Annotated in this window: 13 protein-coding genes; 6 read left to right on the top strand and 7 right to left on the bottom strand. The window is 69.4% G+C overall.

Going from position 1 to position 20,731, the window contains the following annotated elements; translation table 11 throughout:
• Positions 1 to 114 precede the first annotated feature (114 nt).
• The 3 genes from ACTIFS_RS20095 to ACTIFS_RS20085 form a co-directional block, all read right to left on the bottom strand.
• Positions 115 to 975: a DMT family transporter gene (locus tag ACTIFS_RS20095; protein ID WP_439575907.1), complete on the bottom strand. Its 861-nt coding sequence runs from the start codon at positions 973 to 975 to the stop codon at positions 115 to 117.
• A gap of 55 nt (positions 976 to 1,030) precedes the next feature.
• Entirely contained in the window at positions 1,031 to 1,876 is an 846-nt protein-coding gene (locus ACTIFS_RS20090) for a fumarylacetoacetate hydrolase family protein (RefSeq protein WP_439575906.1), read from the bottom strand.
• A 140-nt stretch (positions 1,877 to 2,016) separates the two neighbouring features.
• A complete protein-coding gene (locus ACTIFS_RS20085; protein WP_439575905.1) occupies positions 2,017 to 3,213 on the bottom strand; it encodes an MGDG synthase family glycosyltransferase in 1,197 nt (398 codons plus the stop codon).
• A gap of 177 nt (positions 3,214 to 3,390) precedes the next feature.
• On the opposite strand from ACTIFS_RS20085, the gene ACTIFS_RS20080 reads away from it, so the two are divergent.
• Positions 3,391 to 4,365: a threonine ammonia-lyase gene (locus ACTIFS_RS20080; RefSeq protein ID WP_439575904.1), complete on the top strand. Its 975-nt coding sequence runs from the start codon at positions 3,391 to 3,393 to the stop codon at positions 4,363 to 4,365.
• A 153-nt stretch (positions 4,366 to 4,518) separates the two neighbouring features.
• On the opposite strand, the gene ACTIFS_RS20075 is transcribed toward ACTIFS_RS20080, so the two are convergent.
• A complete protein-coding gene (locus ACTIFS_RS20075; RefSeq protein ID WP_439575903.1) occupies positions 4,519 to 5,538 on the bottom strand; it encodes a hypothetical protein in 1,020 nt (339 codons plus the stop codon).
• A 76-nt stretch (positions 5,539 to 5,614) separates the two neighbouring features.
• Between ACTIFS_RS20075 and ACTIFS_RS20070 the strand changes: the two genes are divergently transcribed.
• Positions 5,615 to 6,838 (top strand): MFS transporter, encoded by a 1,224-nt coding sequence (locus tag ACTIFS_RS20070; protein ID WP_439575902.1) that lies wholly within the window; start codon positions 5,615 to 5,617, stop codon positions 6,836 to 6,838.
• Here ACTIFS_RS20070 and dgcA read toward each other — a convergent pair.
• Both dgcA and dgcN read right to left on the bottom strand, forming a co-directional pair.
• Complete coding sequence (dgcA, locus tag ACTIFS_RS20065; protein WP_439575901.1) at positions 6,808 to 7,791, bottom strand: N-acetyl-D-Glu racemase DgcA; 984 nt, start codon at positions 7,789 to 7,791, stop codon at positions 6,808 to 6,810. The two genes, ACTIFS_RS20070 and dgcA, sit on opposite strands and share 31 nt — an antisense overlap.
• 86 nt (positions 7,792 to 7,877) lie before the next feature.
• Entirely contained in the window at positions 7,878 to 8,951 is a 1,074-nt protein-coding gene (gene dgcN, locus ACTIFS_RS20060) for an N-acetyltransferase DgcN (protein WP_439575900.1), read from the bottom strand.
• 139 nt (positions 8,952 to 9,090) lie between these two features.
• Between dgcN and ACTIFS_RS20055 the strand changes: the two genes are divergently transcribed.
• The 4 genes from ACTIFS_RS20055 (at position 9,091) to ACTIFS_RS20040 (ending at position 13,296) form a co-directional block, all read left to right on the top strand.
• Entirely contained in the window at positions 9,091 to 10,245 is a 1,155-nt protein-coding gene (locus ACTIFS_RS20055) for an MlaE family lipid ABC transporter permease subunit (RefSeq protein ID WP_439575899.1), read from the top strand.
• Between the two features lies 1 nt (position 10,246).
• On the top strand, positions 10,247 to 11,038 hold the full coding sequence (locus ACTIFS_RS20050; protein ID WP_439575898.1) for an ABC transporter ATP-binding protein: 792 nt from the start codon (positions 10,247 to 10,249) through the stop codon (positions 11,036 to 11,038).
• A 37-nt stretch (positions 11,039 to 11,075) separates the two neighbouring features.
• On the top strand, positions 11,076 to 12,653 hold the full coding sequence (locus ACTIFS_RS20045) for an MlaD family protein (RefSeq protein WP_439575897.1): 1,578 nt from the start codon (positions 11,076 to 11,078) through the stop codon (positions 12,651 to 12,653).
• Positions 12,654 to 12,726: 73 nt separating this feature from the next.
• Positions 12,727 to 13,296, top strand: a complete 570-nt coding sequence (locus ACTIFS_RS20040; RefSeq protein ID WP_439575896.1) for an ABC-type transport auxiliary lipoprotein family protein — start codon at positions 12,727 to 12,729, stop codon at positions 13,294 to 13,296.
• Between the two features lie 82 nt (positions 13,297 to 13,378).
• On the opposite strand, the gene ACTIFS_RS20035 is transcribed toward ACTIFS_RS20040, so the two are convergent.
• Complete coding sequence (locus ACTIFS_RS20035) at positions 13,379 to 20,662, bottom strand: hypothetical protein (RefSeq protein ID WP_439575895.1); 7,284 nt, start codon at positions 20,660 to 20,662, stop codon at positions 13,379 to 13,381.
• Positions 20,663 to 20,731: the final 69 nt, after the last annotated feature.

Below are 20,731 nucleotides of genomic sequence, written 5' to 3'. Positions count from 1 at the left end.
GGGCGTGGCTGTTTGCGCGCTGAATCACCGTGCGGGCGCATGCTGTTGAGGCGACGTGGGAAATCCGGCTGATCCTCATGCTGAGATTCCGAATCCGCCAGCTCACGTGCCGATTCAGGCGCGCGCCGCCCGCCGCCGCTCGCCGGCCAGGATCGCGAGCGCGATGCCCGCGATGATGCCGGCCGAGGCAAGCACGATGCGCGCTGTCAGAGGCTCGCCGATGAACAGCACCGCGCCCGCCGCGGCAATGGCCGGCACGGTGAGCTGGACGGTGGCGGCCGTCACCCGCGCCAGGTGCGGCAGCACCGCATACCAGACCGCATAGCCGAGGCCGGAGGCGATCACCCCGGAGGCGAGCGCATAGCCGAGCCCGGCTGGCGAGGGCGGGTGGACATGCCAGCCCCAGGCCATCATCGCCAGCGCCACGGGAAGGCAGCGGGCGAAATTGCCGGTGGTGTCGGCGAGCGGGTTGGTCGAGCCGCGGCCGATCAGCGAATAGGCGGCCCAGCAGAGCCCGGCCGCCGCCATCAGGATGACGCCCGCGGGCGACGGCGCGCTTGCCCCCGGCGCGACCAGCCAGACCAGCGCCCCGAAGGCGAGCGCCAGCCCCGCCCATTCGACGGCGCCCGGCCGGTCGCCGGCAGCCAGCGCCGCGCCCACCATGCCGGCCTGCACGGCGCCGAACAGCACGATGGCCCCGACCGCGGCGCCCAGCCACAGATAGGCGATGGAGAAGCAGATGGCATAGCCGAACAGCGCCGCCGCCTGCGCCCAGCTTCCGGCGAGGCGGAGCGACGCGCCGCCCGCGCCGATGAGGCGGGAGAGGATCAGCAGCGCCACCGCGCCGGAGGCCAGGCGCCAGCCGGTATAGCCCATGTCGTCGATGGCCGAGCCGGCGAGCGCCAGGCGCGCCAGGATCGAATTGGCCGCAAAGGCGACCATGGCCACGGCCGTGAGGACGGCAGCTTTCAGCATGGCCCCTCCGGCCGCAGAGGGAGCAGAGGGGCGGCGCGTGCCGCCCCCTGTCGCCTCACTTCCAGGCGACGACCGTCTGCTTCTGCTCGCCGAGACCCTCGATGCCCAGCGTCATGACGTCGCCGGCCTTCAGGAATTTCGGCGGCTTCATGCCGAGGCCGACGCCCGGCGGGGTGCCGGTGGTGATGACATCGCCCGGCTCCAGCACCAGGAACTCGGAGATGTAGGAGACGATCGTCTTCACGTCGAAGATCATGGTCTTGGTCGAGCCGGTCTGCATGCGCTCGCCGTTGACGTCGAGCCACATGCCGAGCTTCTGCACGTCCTTCACCTCGTCGGCCGTGACCAGCCAGGGGCCGAGCGGGCCGAAGGTCTCGCAGCCCTTGCCCTTCATCCACTGGCCGCCGCGCTCGATCTGGAAGGCGCGCTCGGAGACGTCGTTGCAGATGCAGAAGCCGGCGACCACCGACATGGCATCCTTCTTCGACACGTAGCGGGCGCGCTCGCCGATGACGATGGCCAGCTCGATCTCCCAGTCGGTCTTGACCGACTTCTTCGGCAGCATCACGTCGTCGTTCGGCCCGACGATGCAAGAGGGCGCCTTGTTGAACAGGATCGGCTCGGTGGGAATGGCCGCGCCGGTTTCGGCGGCGTGATCGGCATAGTTGAGGCCGACGGCAATGAAATTGCCGACCCGGCCGACCGGCGAGCCGAGGCGTGGCCGGCCCTTGACCAGCGGCAGCTTCTCCCAGTTCGCCTTGGCGATCTTTGCGAGGCCCTTCTTGGAGAGCACGTCTCCGGCGATATCGGAGACGAGGCCGGACAGGTCGCGGATCTTGCCTTCCGGGTCGACCAGCCCCGGCTTCTCCTTGCCCCTGGCTCCGTAGCGGACGAGTTTCACGACAGCCCTCCCTCGTTTTTTCGCGTCGTCAGTGGATGATGCAGTCCGTCTCAATCGTTTCGCAAGGCCGCGGGACGCATGGCGGCCGGCTCATTGGCGGCTGACCCGATCCGCCGGCGCCACGGCCGACAACGGCGCCGTCAGGCAGCGGACCCCGCGAGGATCGAGGCGACGATGTCGCGGGTGGCGCGGGCGCGGCCGAGCGAGCGGGCCGCAGCGGCCATGGCCGCGAGCCGGTCGCGCCCGCCGGTCATCAGATGCGCGATCTCGGCGCCGATGCGCTTCGGCTTCGGCTCGAACAGGCCCGCTCCGGCATCGACGACATGGTCGACATTGGGGGCCTCCTGGCCGGGAATGAAGCCGTAGAGCAGCATCGGCAGGCCGCGCACGCTGGCCTCGGCGATGGTGCCCGGCCCGGCCTTGGTCACCAGCAGGTCGCTGGCATGCATGAGATCGGCCATGCGGTCGATATAGCCGAGCGCAGTCAGCGGCACCGGGAAGGGGCTGGCCTCCAGCGCCTCCTTCAGCCGCCGGTTGGTGGCGCAGACGATGGCCAGCTGGGCGGCCGGCGCATCGGGCGAGGCGACGGCGAGCGCCGAACCCGCCTCCCGGGCGATGGCCTCCATGGGACCGATGCCGCCGCCGCCGCCCATCACCAGCACCACCGGCAGGTCCGGAGCGAGGCCGAAGCTGGCGCGTGTCGCGCCGCGGTCGGCCGTCTCGCGGGCGAAGTCGGCGCGAATCGGCAGGCCATAGGCATGCAGCCGCGTGCGGGGCAGGCCGCGCGCGGCGGCGATCTCCACCGCCCGTTCGGTCGGCAGGTAGATGGCGGCGTTCTTCGGGTGCAGCCAGGAGGGATGGATGCCGCCGAGATCGGTCACCACCGTGACATAGCGGCTTGCCGGCGACAGGCGGGCCAGCACCGGCAGGACCAGGTCGTTGACCAGCGGATGGACCGAGACGACGAGGTCCGGCCGGGTGGCCGTGACCAGCCGTTCCAGCTTGCGCCGCGACAGGCGCCGCACGAGCGCGGCCGAGGGGCGCGCGACGGCGCGATGGGCCGTCGCCCTCCACATGGCATGCCACAGCCGCGGGGTGCGGTTGACCAGCCCGTCATAGCCTTTCGGCAGCCGCGAGAAGGGAAAGCTCAGGTGGTCGGTGAGCACGTCGACGATGGTAACGGTGAGCCCCTGCCTCTGGGCATGAAACTCGGCCTCCAGCGCCCGCGCACTGGCCAGATGACCGCCGCCGGTGCGGCTCATCAGGATGAGGATGCTGCGCGGACCGTCGCCCGGTGCGGCCGCGGCCTCGGCAGGGTGGATGCGGGCATCGGTCACGCGGTTCTCCCGGCGCGCTCTCTAGCCTGCCGCCCGGCCGAAGGCGAGGGGGCCGGGCGGCGCCTCGTGTCGCAGGGCAGCGCCGGTATCAGCGGCGGTGATGGCTGGGGCAACAAAGCCTTGCTTGCCGTCGCCGCTGCCACGCCGTCATATGGTCCGCCTGATCCGGAGACCGCCATGCCTGCCCTGCCGACTGCCGCCGATGTCGCCGATGCCGCCCGCCTGATCGCACCCGTTGCCCGCCGCACGCCGCTGCTGAGCTCGCCCGAACTGGATGCCCTCACCGGCGCGCGGGTGTTCCTGAAGGCCGAGTCGCTGCAGCGCACCGGCTCGTTCAAGTTTCGCGGCGCCTACAACCGGCTGGCGCGCCTGAACGCTGACGAGCGCAGGACCGGTGTCGTCGCCATGTCCTCCGGCAATCACGCGCAGGGCGTGGCAACCGCCGCGAAGCTGCTCGGCATGCCGGCGCTGATCGTCATGCCGAAGGATTCGCCCGCCCTGAAGCGCGAGCGCACTGCGGCGGCCGGCGCCGAGATCGTGCTGTTCGACCGCGAGAAGGACGATCGCGTCGCCATGGCCGCAGGGATCGCGGCCGAACGCGGCGCGACGCTGGTGCCGCCTTTCGACGATTTCCACATCATGGCCGGGCAGGGCACGGTGGGTCGCGAGATCTGCGAGGACCTGGCGGGGCTTGGCCTGAAGCCGGATGCGGTCATCGTGCCGGTTTCCGGCGGCGGGCTTTTGGCCGGGGTGGCGCTGGCGGTGCATGAGGTGGCTCCTGGTGCAAGGATTTATGCCGGCGAGCCGGAGGGTTTCGACGACCACACCCGCTCGCTCGCGGCCGGGACGCGGCTCGGCAACGAGAAGATGGGCGGGTCGATCTGCGACGGGCTGCTGGCGCCCATGCCGGGCGAACTGACTTTCGCCGTGACCCGGCCGCTGGTGGCCGGCGGTGTCGTGGTCTCCGACGAGGAGGTGAAGCGTGCGGTGGCCTTTGCCTTCCGCGAGCTCAAGCTGGTGGTCGAGGCCTCGGGCGCGGTGCCGCTGGCGGCGCTGCTGTCCGGCCGTCTCGACGTGAGGGATCAGGTGGTCGTTCTGGTGGTGTCCGGCGGCAATATCGATCCGGCCCTGTTCGCCTCGATCGTGGCGTGAAGCGCGTTCGGGGTGCGCCGGGCGCAGCTTTCGAACATGCCTGAATCATGCCCGACCAGCGTCACGCTGTCAAGGACAAAAATCCTCTAGAGGAAGAAAGCCCTGATTGCAGTACCCCGCTCGCATGGCGGGGTTAAAGCGCCGCCCCCGCCGTCAGCTCGTCAGCGCGACCTTTTCCACGAAGCTCAGCTTCTCGATGTCCTCGATCGAGGGCAGGCGACCGGCGCCCGTTTCCCGGGCCGCACGCGGCGAGGGGCTGAGCGCGCGTTCGTCGGTCGACAGCGCGGCGGCTGCGGTGGCGCGCGCTTCCAGTGCCACGCCGGCAGGTTCCGGCTGCACGGAGGCCACCGCGTCGAACAGGAGGTCGGCGGCATCGCCATCGGCTCCGGCGTCGCCATCGCCACCTGCTTCCTCCGCCACCCCGGCGCCAGCATCGGCGAACAGCGCCTCGTCCAGCATCAGGTCGACATCGGTCTGGGCGAGGCCCTCGCCCGGTCGGGCCGGGCCGTTGAGCAGGGAATCGCCGCCTGCGGCATCGGACGGCCTCGGCGGCGCGGCCGGGGGCACGCCGGCATCGCCCCAGATGGCCATCATCGTGTCGATGCGCTGTTCGAGGAAGCGCAGCACGCCGATCACCTTGCGCGTCCGCTGGCCGGTGATGTCCTGGAACGAGCAGGCGGTGTAGATGTCGGTCGCCTTGGCGTCGATCAGGTCGCAGACCTCGTCCGGCGTACCCTGCTCGCGCAGGGTCCAGGCGATCTCCTGGATGGTCTCGGCCGCCCCCAGAATGTCGCCGGTGGCGGTGGCTGTCGCCTGAACGATGGCATCGAGCTCGACCGAGGCCTCCTCGAAGCGGCCGCCGTCGGAGCCCTCCGGCTTGATGGCGGCGATCTCGGCCTTGGTCTGGGCGATCGCCTGGGCCATCTCGCGGATGTCCATGCGGATGCGGTCGATCTCGGGGGCCGGGGCGCGGGCCACCGCGAGCGTGCCTTCCAGACGCTGGATGGCGCCGAGCACGGCGGTGGTGTCGGCGTGGCGGTTGCGCCTTGCATATTCGGCCAGGAACCAGCGCCCGCGCGCGGTCTCCATGACCGCATCGGCAATGGATTCGTAATCGGCTTCGCTGATCGGGGCCGGGGGCGCCGGAACGGGAAGGCGGGGCTCGTCTGACATCGGCGGGGTGCTCTCGCGGCACGCGGACAGGCAGTCTAGAAACGCATGGTCTCACCGATTCTCGTCGGAAATCCTAATGTCGCGCGGGCCTGACGCCAAACCGGATGACGCCAAGCTCTTCGCGACGCGCCTCGCGCTGTTCTATGCGGCGCTGTTTATCGGCTTCGGGCTCTACCAGCCGTTCTTCCCGATCTGGCTGAAGGCGAAGGGCCTGAGTGATGCCGAGGTTGGCACCGTGCTCGCCTGCGGCATGATGATCCGCATGGTGGCGACGCCGACCGTCACTTTCCTCGCCGACCGCAGCGGCGTGTTGTCGCTGGCCATCGTCATCTGTGCCAGCGCCACCATGGTGGCGTTTCTCGGCATCGGCATGGCCGAGGGCTTCGCCATGATCCTGGTCGGCGTGCTCATCACCTCCTTCGTCTGGAGCCCGATGGTGCCGCTGGCCGATGCCTATGGCCTGGCGGGCGTTGCCCGGCGCGCCCTCGACTACGGGCGCATCCGGGTCTGGGGTTCGGTGGCCTTCATGGTGGCGAACATCGTCGGCGGCGTGGCGCTGGTGATCATCCGGCCCGAGCAGATCGTCTGGATGATCTGGCTGAGCCTGGTGCCTCTGGCGGTCGCCTCGCTCATGCTGGTGCGCGACCAGAAGGAGGTGCAGACCGGGCCGAAGGGACCCTCGTTCTTCAACCGCCGCTTCGTGCTGATCATGGTGGCGGTCGCCTTCCTGCAGGCGAGCCATGCCGTCTATTACGGCTTCGCCTCGATCCACTGGAAGGCAGTCGGCTATTCGGGATTCGTTGTCGGCCTGCTCTGGGCCGTGGCGGTGCTGGCCGAGATCGTCATGTTCTGGGTGGCGACGCGCTTTGCCCGTGACTGGCGGCCGACCACCTACCTTCTGATCGGCGGGGCCGGGGGCTTCCTGCGCTGGGCGCTGATGGCGTTCGACCTGCCGCTGATCGTGCTGGCGCCGTTGCAGGCGCTGCATGCGGCCGGCTTCGGCCTGGTCCATCTCGGCACCATGGCCTATCTCGCCGCGCGCCTGCCGGCACACGCGCGGGCCAGCGGGCAGGGCACGGTCTCGGTCGCCATCGGCGCGACCATGGCGATGGCGACGCTGATCGCCGGCTGGCTCTACGCGCGCGTGGGCGCCTATGCCTATCTGGCCATGGCAGCGCTCTGCCTCGTCGGCCTTGCCGTGACGCTTGTCGCGCGCGCGATGCCGATCGAACGGCCCGGACTCCCCGCCGGAGGCGAGAAGGATGCTCCTCAGCCCCAGAGGGAGGGGGCCGGCGGATAGACGGTGGCGCCGTCGTAGCGCAGGCCCACCGGGCGGTCCTCGCGCAGGAGCAGCGGGCCGTCGAGATCGACCAGGAAGGCGCGCTGGGCAATCACCATGGCGGGGGCCATGGACAGCGAGGTGCCGACCATGCAGCCGGTCATGATCTTCAGCCCGAGGCGCTCGGCCTCGTCGGCCAGCATCAGCGCCTCGGTTAGCCCGCCGGTCTTGTCGAGCTTGATGTTGATCGCGTCGTATTTGCCCTTGAGGCCGGCCAGCGAGGCGCGGTCGTGAACGCTCTCATCGGCACAGATCGGCAGGGGGCGCCGGATGCCGATCAGCGCCGCGTCGTCAGCGGCCGGCAGGGGCTGCTCAACCAGCGCGATGCGGAAGCGCTCGCAGATGGCAAGGTTTGCCTCGAGGTTGGCCGGCGTCCAGGCCTCGTTGGCGTCGATGACCAGCGTGGCATTGGGCACCGCCTGGCGGATCGCCGCGAGCCGGTCGCCGTCGCCCTCGCCGCCGAGCTTGATCTTCAGGTGCGGCCGGCCGCAGGCCTTGGCCTGCTCGGCCATGGTCTCGGGCGAGCCGAGCGAGATCGTGTAGACCGTGGTGAGCGGCTTCGGCGCGGGGAGGCCGGCCAGTTCCCAGGCCCGCTTGCCGGCCTGCTTGGCCTCCAGGTCCCAGAGCGCGCAGTCGATGGCATTGCGCGCCGCGCCCGCCTTCATGGCGGTGAGCAGGCCCTGCCGGTCGAGACCACCGGCCAGCGCCTCGGTCATCGCCTCGATCTCGGCGGCAACCCCCTCGACCGTCTCGCCATAGCGCGGATAGGGCACGCATTCGGCCCGGCCGATGGCCGCGCCGTCGCGAATCTCGCAGACCACCACCACCGCCTCGGTGCGCGAGCCGCGCGAGATGGTGAAAGTGCCGGCGATCGGCCAGCTCTCGATGGAGACGGTCAGCGAACGGGACGACATGGGCGACACTCCGCGGGCGAACGGGAACGATGACGGGTCACGACCGGCGCAGGCCGGGCCGGGTGGCGTGCAGCCTGCTCAGGCGTTCACTTCGCCTTCCTGGCAGCCTTCGCCTTCTTCGGCTCGGGCACGGGTTCCGGCATGGGCTCGGGTTCCCCATAGAGCTCGGCGATGGCATCGACCAGCGGCTCGACACCGAAGCGCACGGGGTCGGTCGCCGGCAGCTCATATTCGCGCGACAGCCGGTCGAGGCAGGTGAAGGCCGCATCCTCCGACAGGTGCTCGGTGTTGATGGCAAGGCCGACGCAGGTGATCGCCGGATTGGTCAGCCGGCCGAGCGAGGTGGTCATCTCGATGACCTCGCCGATGGAGGGCAGGGCCGTCTGGACACCGCGCATGGTGCGCCGGGTCGGCTCGTGGCAGACGATGAAGGCGTCGGGCTGGGCGCCGTGCAGCAGGCCGAGCGTCACGCCGGCGAAGGAGGGGTGGAACAGCGAGCCCTGGCCCTCCACCACGTCCCAGTGGAACGGGTCGGCGGCCGGGGTCAACCATTCGGCGGCACCGGCGATGAAGTCGGCCACCACCGCATCCACCGCCACGCCGCGGCCGGAAATGAAGATGCCGGTCTGGCCAGTGGCGCGGAAATCGGCATCGAACCCGCGCTCGCGCATGCCCCTTTCCATGGCCAGGGCGGTGTATTTCTTGCCGACAGAACAATCGGTGCCGACCATCAGCAGGCGCTTGCCGGAGCGCAGATTGCCCTTGCCTGTGGGAAAGGTCTGGGTCGGATGGCGCACGTCATGCAGCTTGCGCCCGTGCTTCCTGGCCGCCGCCGCGATCTTCGGGTTGTCGGCCAGCTTCACATGGAGGCCGGTCGCGACATCCATGCCGGCCTCGATGGCCTGCACGATGGTGTCGATCCAGTGGGCCGGCAAAACGCCGCCGGCATTGACGACGCCGACCACGAGGGTCTTCGCGCCTGCCTTCGCCCCTTCGGCGATGGACACGTCCTTCAGTCCGGTATCGGCCTTGCAGCCCTCCAGCCGGAGCTGGCCGACGCACCAGTCGCGGCGCCAGTCGACGATGCCCTGGGCCGTCTTGGCGGCCAACTGGTCGTGAACGTCTCCCAGGAACAGGAGATAGGGCTTGGCGATGTCCATGGCGGGGTCCGGAAGGCAGGAATGGGGCAGGCCGACCTCGACGGGGCCGGGCGCGCCCTTTATGAAGAGGAGTGTTGCGCGTGCCAAGCACCGGTCGTGCATGGCACCCTGCGCGAGCGCGATTGATCGACATGACGCCGTGAACGAGCCGAGCCCTATCCCCACCGCCCAGATGTCGAGCCGTGTGGATGGCAGCCGGCTGACGATCGCGCTTGCCGGCACCTGGACAGCCGTGACCGCCGGCACGATGGAGCCGCAGATGCGGCGTCTGGTGGCCGATTCCGGCGCGCCGGCAGCCGTCCTGATGGATTTTTCCGCCGTCGATCGGCTGGATACGATCGGCGGCGCGCTTGCCAAGACCGTCGAGGCCGCGTTCCGCGCGCGCGGCATCCCGGTCGAGGTGGAGGGCCTGTCCCCGTCCGCCGGCACGATCTACCGGGAGGTCGGCGTCGGCCTCGACGAACCGGCCCCGCCACCGGCGAGGGAGCCGCCGGCGATCATTCAGGGCCTGCGCAAGATCGGCGACCAGATGCTGGACGCGATGGCCGACACCAGGGCCCTCGTGTCGTTCTTCGGCGAGGTGGTGGTCGCCGGGCGCTACCTGGCCATCGGCCGTGCGCGGTTCCGCTTCGCCGCCGTGGTGACCCAGCTCGACCGCGTGGCCTTCCGGGCCGTGCCGATCATGTTCCTCATCACCTTCCTCATCGGCGGCATCATCGCCCAGCAGGGCATCTTCTTCTTCCGCAGCTTCGGCGCCGACACCTATGTGGTGGATCTCGTCGCCATCCTGACGCTGCGCGAGATCGGCGTGCTGATCGTCTCGATCATGGTGGCGGGCCGGACCGGCTCGGCCTTCACCGCCGAGATCGGCTCCATGAAGATGCGCGAGGAGATCGACGCCCTGCGCGTCATGGGCCTCAATCCGGTCGAGGTGCTGGTCCTGCCCCGGCTGATCGCGCTGGTCATCGGCCTGCCGCTGCTGACCATTGTCGGCAATCTGTCGGCGATCGCGGGCGGGGCCATCGTCGCGCAGGTCTATGGCCAGATCCCCCTCGACATCTTCCTGTCGCGGATGCAGGAGGAGGTCGCTCACCGCCACGTCTGGGTGGGCCTGGTGAAAGCGCCGTTCATGGCCCTGATCATCGGGCTGGTGGCCTGCGTGGAGGGCCTCAGGGTCAAGGGCTCCGCCGAGAGCCTCGGCACGCAGACCACGGCCTCGGTGGTCAAGGCGATCTTCCTCGTGATCGTGGTCGACGGCCTGTTCGCCGTCATCTTCGCAAGCCTTGGATACTGACATGGCAGTCAACCCGGCCACGATTCCCCAGGGCGAGGTGATCATCGCCGCGCGGGACGTTGCCATCGGCTTCGGCGACCACATGGTCATCGACGGGCTCGACCTCGACGTCTATTCGGGCGAGGTGCTCGGCGTGGTCGGCGGTTCGGGCACCGGCAAATCGGTGCTGACGCGCTGCATCATCGGCCTGGTGCCGAAGCGGCGCGGCACGATCACGGTGTTCGATCAGGATCTGGACGAGACCACCGACCAGGATCACAAGGCCATCGAGCGGCGCTGGGGCGTGATGTTCCAGCACGGTGCGCTGTTTTCCTCGCTCACCGTGAAACAGAACATCCAGGTGCCGCTGCGCGAATATCTGAACCTGTCCGTGCCGCTGATGGACGAGATTGCCCGGCTCAAGATCGCCATGGTCGGCCTCAATCCGGACGCAGGGGACAAATACCCTTCCGAACTGTCGGGCGGCATGATCAAGCGCGCGGCACTGGCCCGGGCGCTGGCGCTCGATCCGGAAATCGTCTTCCTCGACGAGCCGACCTCGGGCCTCGATCCGATCGGGGCCGGGGAGTTCGACACGCTGATCAGGACGTTACGGGACACTTTAGGGTTGACCGTGTATATGGTCACCCACGATCTCGATAGTCTGGTGCGAATCTGCGACCGGATCGCAGCCCTCGCAGACGGACGCGTGATCGCCACGGGAACCATGGCGGACATGGTCCGCCACGATCATCCGTGGCTCAGACGCTACTTCGGCGGCGAGCGGGCGCGCGCGGTCGGAATCAGGGCATGACGAGGCGGTTCGGGGCGCCTCGCCGGAGAGGGTTTCCATGGAGACCAGAGCCAATACCACGCTGATTGGCGCCTTCACGCTGGCGGTGCTGACGGTATTCGGCCTGTTCCTGTGGTGGTTCCTCAGGGCGGGAGAGAGCTCGAATCGCGACAATTACCGCATCGTCTTCAACGGCCCTGTCGGGGGCCTGAGGACCGGCGCCAATGTCTTCTACAACGGCATCCGCAAGGGCGAGGTGCGCTCGCTCGACATCGACCCGGCCGACCCGCGCAAGGTGGTGGCGGTCATTGCCGTCCAGCAGGGCACACCCATTTCCAGCGCGACGCGGGCCAGCCTCAATGTTCAGATCCTGTCGGGCATCGCGTCGGTGGCCCTGACCAACGGGCCGGGCCCGACCCAGCCGCTGGCCCGGATCGCCGGCGGCCCGCCGCCGCAGATCGGCCCCGAGGTCCATGGCGGGCAGGACCTGCTCGCCGGCGCCCAGGAGACGATGAACACGCTCAACGGGCTGGTGCGCCGGCTCGACGACGTGCTGGCCACGGGGCAGGGCTCGTTCCAGCGCAGCCTCGAGAATGTCGAGAAATTCACCGCCGCGCTCGGCGACAATTCCGACAACGTCCGGGACTTCCTGAACCAGACGGGCGAGGCGGCCCGCCAGATCGGCGCGCTGGCCCAGCGGCTGGACCGCGTGACGACCCAGGTCGAATCCATGATGGAGGGTGCCCAGCCCGGCCGGATCACCTCGATCCTGCGCAATGTCGACGAACTGACCGCCGGTCTGAACGCCCAGCGCGAGAGCTTCGCCGACCTTTTGCGCGATGCCCGTCAGGCGGCCACCTCGCTGACCCAGACGCTCGGCTCGGTGAACCAGACCGTGACCGCCTTCGACGTGCAGCGGCTGAACCGGGTCATTGCCAATGCCGACCAGGTCACCACCCAGGTGCAGTCGTTGATGGAGGGCGCGACCCCAGGTCGCATCACCTCGATCCTGCGCAACATCGACGAGTTGTCGACCGGGCTGAACGCGCAGAGCCAGTCCTTCGCCGATCTGCTGCGCGATGCCCGGCAGGCCGCGAATTCGCTGACGCAGACGCTCGGCTCGGTCAACGAGACGGTGACGACCTTCGATGTCCGCGCCCTGAACCGCACCATCGCAAATGCCGACCGGGTGGTGGGCGCGCTCGACAGCGAGCGAATCGGCCGCTCGATGGAGAATATCGACCGTTTCACCCAGGCGCTGGGCCGCAATGCGGAGAGCGTCGATCTGCTGCTGCGCAATGCCGGCGAGGTCTCGACCAAGCTGAACACGATGGCCGACCGGATCGACAACCTTCTGAAGAGCTTCTCGGGTGACGGGCAGAACAACATGTTCGCCGAGTTCACCCAGACGGCGCGGGCAGTGCGCACGCTCGCCGAGCGGCTCGACACGCGCACGGCGCAACTGACCAACTCCATCTCCGGCTTCACGGATCGAACGATCCGGGATATCCAGTCACTCTCCGCGGACGGACGCCGCACATTGACCGAGCTCGAGCGCACGCTGCGCTCACTCGAGCGCAATCCGCAGCGCTTCATCTTCGGCGGCTCCGGCGTGCCGGAATTCAATCGCCGCTAGGCTCATGCCTCGACCGGCACAGGAGACAGACGGGTGAGGCGTGACTGAAGCGAGGCGCAGATTGCGGATCGGGGTGGCGTTTGCCGCCGTTCTGGTGCTGTCCGGCTGCTCGTCGGTCGGCTCGACGGTGCCGCGCGGCTACGACATCCTGGCGCCCACCGCGTTCCCCGGCCGCGCCGGCTCGGTTCGCGGACAGCTTCTGGTCATCGAGCCCAAGGCCATTGCCAGCCTCGATACCGAGCGGATCGCCGTGCGCGGGCCGGGCGGGGCCTATTCCTACCTGTCGGACGGGTCCTGGGCCGACCGCCTGCCGAAGCTGCTGCAGGCGCGCATCATCCAGGCCTTCGAGAATGCCAACCGGCTGCGTTCGGTCGGCCGGCCGGGTGACCGCCTCGCCTCCGACTGGCAGCTTCTGGCTGACGTGCGCTCCTTCGAGGTGGTGGCGACCGGCAGCACCGAGGTGGTCGTCGAGCTCTCCGTAAAGCTGGTCAACGACCGCTCCGGCCGCATCCGCGCGGCCCGGGTCTTCTCGGCCCGCGCCCCGGCTGCGGGCACCGATGCCGCCAATGTCGCCAGCGCCTTCAACCAGGCCAGCGCGAAGGTGCTCGCCGAGATCGTGATCTGGTCGACCGGCCAGATCTAGGGCCCGCCGCCACCCTTTCCGGACATGAAAAAGGGCGCCCGCAGGCGCCCTTTGTCGTTGGTGAGGAGCCTTGCGGCCGCGATCAGTCGAACCGGCCCGAGGCATGGGCGAGCAGCGTGAACACCTTGCCCGTTTCCGAGGTCAGGTAGCTGCGCGACAGCGAGCCGTCGCGGTCGTTGCGGTCGACATCGGCCAGCAGCCGCTGGAACTCGTCGATGTAGCGGTCGACGGTCGACTGGAACTCCTCGTCCCGGCGATAGCGGCGGCGCAACTCGTCGAAGGTCTGCTGGCCCTGGGCGGTATAGAGGCGGCGCGAGAAGACATTGCGCTCGCCGCGGCGCCAGCGGTCCCACAGGTCGGCGACCGCCTCGTGCTCGACCATGCGGGCGATATCCGAGGACAGGGCGTCGAGATTGTCGAGGGCCGCCGGGGCCGGAGCGCGCCGGGGAGCGGCCGGCCGCATGGGCTGCTCGTCCTGGCCCTCGGAGGTCGAGGCGCGGGCGAGCAGGTCGGAGAGCCAGCCGCCGCGCTCGCCGGTGGTGCGGGCCGGTTCGGCGCGCGGGGCAGGGGCCTCGCGACGCGGCTCGGCGGCCGGCCGGCTGCGGGCCGGCTCGGGGCGGACCGTCTCGGCAACGCTGCCGCGCAGCGGCAGGGCCGGTTCCTCGCGCACCGGGCGGCGGGCGGCGGGGGCCGCCGCGACCGGAGCAGGAGCTGGAGCCGTCGGCTCGGCCACGTCGAAGGCGCGGCCGGACTTTGAGACGATGTCGTTCAGCTCGGCCAGCGCCTTGATCTGGTCGGCGACGACCTTGCGCATGGCGGTGGCGTTCTCCTGCGTCTCGCGCGGCAGTTCGACCAGTCCGCGCGACAGCTCGGTGCGGGTCTCGGACAGTTCGCGCTGGATCTCGGAGGTCATGCTCTTGACCCCGGAAATCAGCGTCTCGAACCGGTCCGCCGCCTCGCGGAACAGGGAGTTCATCTCGCCGGTCGCCTGCTCGTAGGCGGCCCGCATCGCATGGGTGGTGCGCTCGCGCTCCTTGCCGGTGGCGAGGCGCAGCGTTTCCGCCTGCTCGCCGATGGCGCGCGTGGTCTGGTCGGTCGATTCGACCAGGACGCGGCCGATTTCGCGGGCACGCAGCTCGGCCGAGCCGAGATTGTCGTCGAGCAGGGCGGTGAAGCTCTTGACCAGGTTGTCCATGTCCTCGGTCTTGCCGACGAGATTGCCGACCAGCGATTCGATGGCTTCACGCCGGCCCTCAAGGCTCGCGTCCAGGCGGCCCTGCAGATCCTCGATCTGCTCGGCCGCGCCGGACAGCATGCGGGCCTGGATGTCGAAGCGCTCGGTGAGCTGCCCGATATCGGCCAGCACCGTGCTCGCCACCTGGTTCAGCTGGCCGACCTGGCCTGCCAGCATCCGCGTCGAGGTCTCGGCGGTGGAGGAGGCCGCATGCGCCGAGGTGGAGAACTCGGTGATGCGCCGGCCGAGCTCGCCATTGATCTCGACGAGGTTGTTCTCGGTCTGGCCGGCAAGCTCGCGCAGCGTGCGGTTCGACTCGGCGAGGCGGTCGAGCAGGCCGACGATCTCGCCGCTGAGCTGGTCGGAGGTCAGCGACATGCTGGCGACCGAGGCGCGGGCGCCGTCCTCGATGGAGGTGCGGAAGCTCGTCGAGCTGTCGGCGAGCAGGCGGGCGGCCTCCTCGCTCGATTCCGAGATGGTCCGCGTGACGTCGATGCCGGTCTCCGACAGGCTGCGGGTGATCTCGGCGCCCTTCTGGCCGATGACCTCGGCGATCGCCGTGCCGCGGTTGTCGAGCGCGCGCACCACGAGGTCGCCGACGCGGCTCAGCTCGTTGGTGATCTGCTGGCCGTTCTGGCCGAGGCTGGAGACCAGGTTGCCGCCGCGCTCGTCGAGCAGGGAGGCGAGTTCGTGCGAGCGGGCGCCGAGCACGGCGTTGATCTCGTTGACGCGGGTCGACAGGCCCTGGGTGATGTCGCCGGAGATGGTCGAGAGCGTGCGCTCGACATCCTCGGCATTGGCACGCAGGGTCGCCGTCACGGCCTCGACGCGCTCGGTGAGCGTCTCGGCGATATGGGTGCCGCGCTCGTCGAGGGCGGCGGAGACCGTCTCCATGCGACCAAGCACCGCCTCCTCGAACCGCTGGACGCGGGTGTCGAGCGTCTCGGCCACCTCCAGCGCCCGGATGCCGAGCGTCTGGTTGATCTCGTCGGCCTTGACCGAGAGGGTGGTGGTGATCAGGTCGGCGCGGCTGGTCAGCGTATAGGTCACCTCTTCCGACTTGTCGGTCAGAAGGCGGCTGATCTCGCTGGACTTGGCGGTCAGCGTGTAGGCCACCTCCTCGGACTTTTCGGTCAGCAGGCGGGTGATCTCGCCGGACTTGGCGGCCAGCGTGTAGGTCACGTCGGCCGACTTGTCGGCCAGCGTGCGGGCGATCTCCTCGGAGCGGTTGCCGAGATTGGCGGCGATCTCTTCCGACGTCACGGCCAGCGTCTGGGCGATGGCCTCGGACCGCACGTTGAGGTTCGTCGCGATGTCCTCGGATGTCGCAGCGAGCGACTGGGCGATGGCTTCCGAACGGACGTTGAGATTGGCGGCGATGTCCTCGGAGGTCGAGGCCAGCGTCTGGGCGATGACCTCCGACCGTTCGGTGAGGTGGCGGGCCATCTCGTCCGACCGGCTGGTCAGGTTGATCGCGATCTCGTCCGACTTGGTGGCGAGGATGCGCTCCATGTCGTCCGACTTGGTGGTCAGGTTGACCACGATCTGCTCGGAGCGGTCGGCCAGCAGCCGCGCCATCTCGTCGGACTTGGAGGTCAGGTTGTAGGCGATCTCCTCCGACTTCGAGGTCAGCGTGTGGGTGATCTCGTCGGACTTGGCGGTCAGGTTGGCGGTGATCTCCGCCGACTTGTTCTCCAGGGCCTCGGTCACCGCCTTGCCGCCGTCGCCGAGCACCTGGGCAAGCTCCAGGGTGCGGCTGGCGAGCGTTGCGTTGAACGCCTGCGCACGGGTGTCGAGCGCCGTGTCGATCCGCTCCAGACGGCCGTCGAGGGCCTCCGTGATGGCCTGCGACTGGGTGGCCACCCGTTCGGCGAACTCGCGTGAATCCGCATGGATGCGGTCGGCCAGTTCCCCGCCCTTGCCGGCAATGGTCTGGTCGAGCGCGGCGATGTGGCCGCTGAGCTTGTGGTCGATGAGGGCGGTCTGGCTGGCGACCGATTCGATCAGCGTGGAGGCATGGGTGCCCACGCGGTTCTCGAAATCGCTGGTCAGGCGGCCGACGGCATCCTCCAGATTGATCGAGTGGCGGCTGACCACGTTTTCGAGGCTCGTCGCGTGGTGGGCGACGCGGTTCTCGAAGCTGGCCGCATGGCGAACGATGATGTCCTCGATGGAGCCGGAATGGCGGCCGAAGGCATCGTCGAAGGTCGCGACGTGCTGGGCGATCCGGCCCTCGAAGCCGGAGGTGTAGCGGCCGAACGCCTCCTCCAGATTGCCGGCATGGGCGGCGACGCGGCTCTCGAAGGTGGTCGAGTAGCGGCCGATCGCCTGGTCGAGGCTGGTCGCGTGATGGGCGACGCGGTCCTCGAAATTGGTGGCGTGGCGGCCGATGATCTCGTCGAGTGCGCCGGAATGGCGGCCGAATGAATCCTCGAACGTCGTGACGTGATGGGCGATGCGGCCCTCGAAGCCGGAGGTGTAGCGGTTGAACGCGTCCTCCAGGCTGCCGGCATGGCCGGCGACGCTGGCCTCGAAGCCCGTGGTGTAGCGGCCAATGGTCTCCTCAAGGCTCGTCGCATAGTGCGCGACGCGGGTCTCGAAGCCGGAGGTGTAGCGGTTGAACGCCTCCGCCAGGTTGCCGGTATGGCCGGCGACGCTGGCCTCGAAGCCGGTGGTGTAGCGGCCGATGGCCTCGTCGAGGTTCGTCGCATGGTGGGCGACACGGCTCTCGAAGCCGGACGTGTAGCGGCTGAAGGCCTCCGCCAGGTTGCCGGCATGGGTGGCCACCTGCGTCTCGAAGGTCGCCGAATAGCGGCCGATGGCCTCGTCGAGGCTGGTCGCGTGGTGGGCGACGCGACCCTCGAAGCCGGAGGTGTAGCGGGCGAACGCCTCCTCGAGATTGCCGGCGTGACCGGCGACCTGGGCATCGAAGGAGCTCGTGTAGCGGGCGATGGCTTCCTCGAGACTGCCGGCATGACCGGCGATCTGGGCCTCGAAGCCGGAGGTGTAGCGGCTGAAGGCCTCCTCCAGATTGCCGGCCTGGCCGGCGACCTGGGTGACGAAGCCCGAGGTGTAGCGGTTGAAGGCCTCCTCGAGATTGCCGGCATGGCCGGCGATCTGGGCCTCGAAGCCGGTGGTGTAGCGGTTGAAGGCCTCCTCCAGATGGCCGGCCTGGCCGGCGACCTGGGTGACGAAGCCGGTGGTGTAGCGGGCGAAGGCCTCTTCCAGATTGCCGGCATGGCCGGCGACCTGCGTCTCGAAACCGGTCGCGTAGCGGGCAATGGCCTCCTCCAGGTTTCCGGCATGGCCGGCGACCTGGGCCTCGAATGTCGAGGCATGGCGGGCAATCGCGTCGTCGAGGCTGGCGCTGTGATGGGCGATGCGGGTCTCGAACCCGGAGGCCTGGGCCGCGACCCGCCTCTCGAACCCGGACGCATGGCGCTCGAACGTATCGCCGAGCCCGGCCACATGCTGGACCACCCGGTCCTCGAAGCCGGCGGAGTGACGGCCGATCGAGTCCTCGAACTGGCCCATGTGATGGGCGATGCGGGTGACGACCTGTTCGCCGTGGTGGCTGACCGTCTCGGTGATGGCGGCAGTGGTCTCCTGGAGCTGGCGCGCGACGACGTCGCCGCGCGTGGCCAGCGCCTCGGTGATCTCGGTGCCGATGGCGCCAAGGCGCATGGTGAGATCGGTGCCCTGGGTCGCGAAGGAGGCGAGCACGTCGGTGCCGGCCAGTTCGATCTCCTCGCGCAGATTGGCCGTGCGCTCGGAAATCGCGGTCGTGACCGTGTCGCTGGCCCGGTGCAGGGCGAGCTGAACGTCCTGCGCCTTCTCGGTGAGGCTCTCGACCACCTGGATGCCGACATCGCCGATGGCCGACTTGGCCTCCGCGGTGCGCTGGGTGATGGCCTCGGCGATGAGCTGGCCGGTGACGGCGAGGCGCTTGTCCAGCTCCTCGCCATGGGTGGTGACGGTGTGGTGCAGCCTGTCGCCGGTCTCGGCGATGCGGTCGGCAAGGGCGCCGCCGCGCACGGTGATGGTCTCGGCGACAAAGCCGCCGGTCGCTTCCAGCTTGCCGACCACCTCGGTGCCGCGGTTGGTGAGTTCGCCGACGAGCGTCTCGCCGGTGTCGCGCAGGCGGGTGGTGACCTCGTTGCCGCGCAGCGACAGTTCCGAGACGAAGGCCTCGCCGGTCGCGCGCAGGGTGGAGGTGACGTCGCCGCCGCGGGTGGCGAGTTCGTGGATCAGCGTCTCGCCGGTGGACTTGAGCACGGCATTGACGTCGTTGCCGCGGTTCGACAGCTCGTAGACGACGTGTTCGCCGGTGTCGCGCAGGCGGGTGGTGACCTCGTTGCCGCGCAGCGACAGCTCGGAGACGAAGGCCTCGCCGGTCTCGCGCAGGGTGGAGGTGACGTCGCCGCCGCGGGTGGCCAGCTCGTTGATCAGCGTCTCGCCGGTGACCTTCAGCACCGTGTTGACGTCGTTGCCGCGCGCCGAGAGCTCCTGGATCAGGGTCTCGCCGGTGACCTTGAACACCGTGTTGACGTCGTTGCCGCGGGTGGACAGCTCGTAGACGACATGCTCGCCGGTGTCGCGCAGGCGGGTGGTGACCTCGTTGCCACGCAGCGACAGCTCGGAGACGAAGGCTTCGCCCGTTTCGCGCAGGGTGGAGGTGACCTCGCCGCCGCGGGTGGCCAGTTCGTGGATCAGGCTCTCGCCGGTGTCGCGCAGGGTGGAGGACACCTCGTTGCCGCGGCTGGTGAACTCGGTGATCAGGCTCTCGCCGGTATCCTTCAGCATCGAGGACACGGCGCCGGAGCGCGTGACCAGCTCGGAGATCAGGCTCTCGCCGGTGGTCTTGAGCGTGGAGGAGATCTCGCCGGACCGCTCGGACAGTTCCGAAACCAGGCTCTCGCCGGTGTCGCGCAGGCGCGTGGAGACCTCGTCGGCGCGGCTGGCAATGGCGTGGGTGATCTCGGCGCTGGTGGCGGCGAGATGGTTGGTCATCGCCGTGCCGGTCTCCGACAGCTTGGCGGCCATGGTGGTGCCGGTCTCGGCCATGGTGACCGTGACGATGTTGCCGGTATCCGTCAGCACGGAGGTGACGCGGTCGCCGGTGGTCGACAGGGCGCCCGTCACGTCGTCGCTGGTCGCGGCGAGGCGGTCGACGATCTCGGCGCCGCGCACCTGGATCTGGTCGATCATGGAATCGCCGGCGCGGCCGAGCGCCATGGTGATGGCTTCCGCCTTCTCGGCGAGCGTTCCGGTGACGCGCAGGCCGGATTCGTCGATGCGGCGGGACAGCTGGTCGCCGGCCTCGCCGATCTGGCTGGCCAGCTGCTCATGGATGCCGGTCATGGAGGAGCGGACACGCTCGGCGTTGACGACGATGGCCTCCCGCTGGGTGACCAGTTCGTCGATCAGCGCGCGCACGCGCACCTCGTTGTCGCCATAGGCGCGCTCGAGCGCGGCGACCTCGTTGTGGACCAGGGCTTCCAGCTCGCCCGCGCGGGCGAGCGCACGCTCCACGCCGTCGCCCATGGCCGCGACCTCGCGGCGGATGGCCTGGCCGACCGTGACGACGGATTCGCGCGCCAGCCCCTCGGGCTCGGCAAGGCGCAGGGCGATCTCGCTCATGCCGCGGGCGACGATGCGCATTTCCTGCGACCGGCGGATCAGCGCGGCCATCACGAAGAAGAACAGGACCGGGAGGAACAGGATGGCGGCGAAGGTGAGGGTCGCGGGCGAGGCGAGATCGATGGCGGTGGTCATGCCGAAGACCTGCGCGCCGATGAACAGGCCGGCGCCGATCCAGGCGAGCGACACGAGGGCGGCGAGCCAGAGAGGCGCCGTGGACGGCCGGCGCGACAGGCGCTCCAGCATCTGCGCGACATCCCGGCGGTCGTCATTGGCCGCGGGCTGGCTGGGTGCCACCACCGCCTCCGCGCGGCGGGTATCGGCGAAGAGGTCGTCGTCGACCCGGACCCCCGACGCTTCCGAGCCGCGGGCCGTCCCGGAGGTGCGGGTGGTCTGCCGCGCCGATTCCTGGTTGGCCAGCTCAAGCGCGTCCTGGATCGCCGCCAGGGCCGCCTCGGCCGGATCCTGGGTCTTCTTCGGAGTGTTCGCCATGGTGTCGCCCGCATCCTTTGACCAGCAGACAGGCATCAGCCAATCGCGGAGGCGGCGCCCGAGGGCCTC

The sequence above is a fragment of the Phreatobacter sp. genome, from assembly GCF_051860605.1.
Taxonomy (GTDB): domain Bacteria; phylum Pseudomonadota; class Alphaproteobacteria; order Rhizobiales; family Phreatobacteraceae; genus Phreatobacter.
This window is presented reverse-complemented; position numbering and strand designations above follow the sequence as displayed.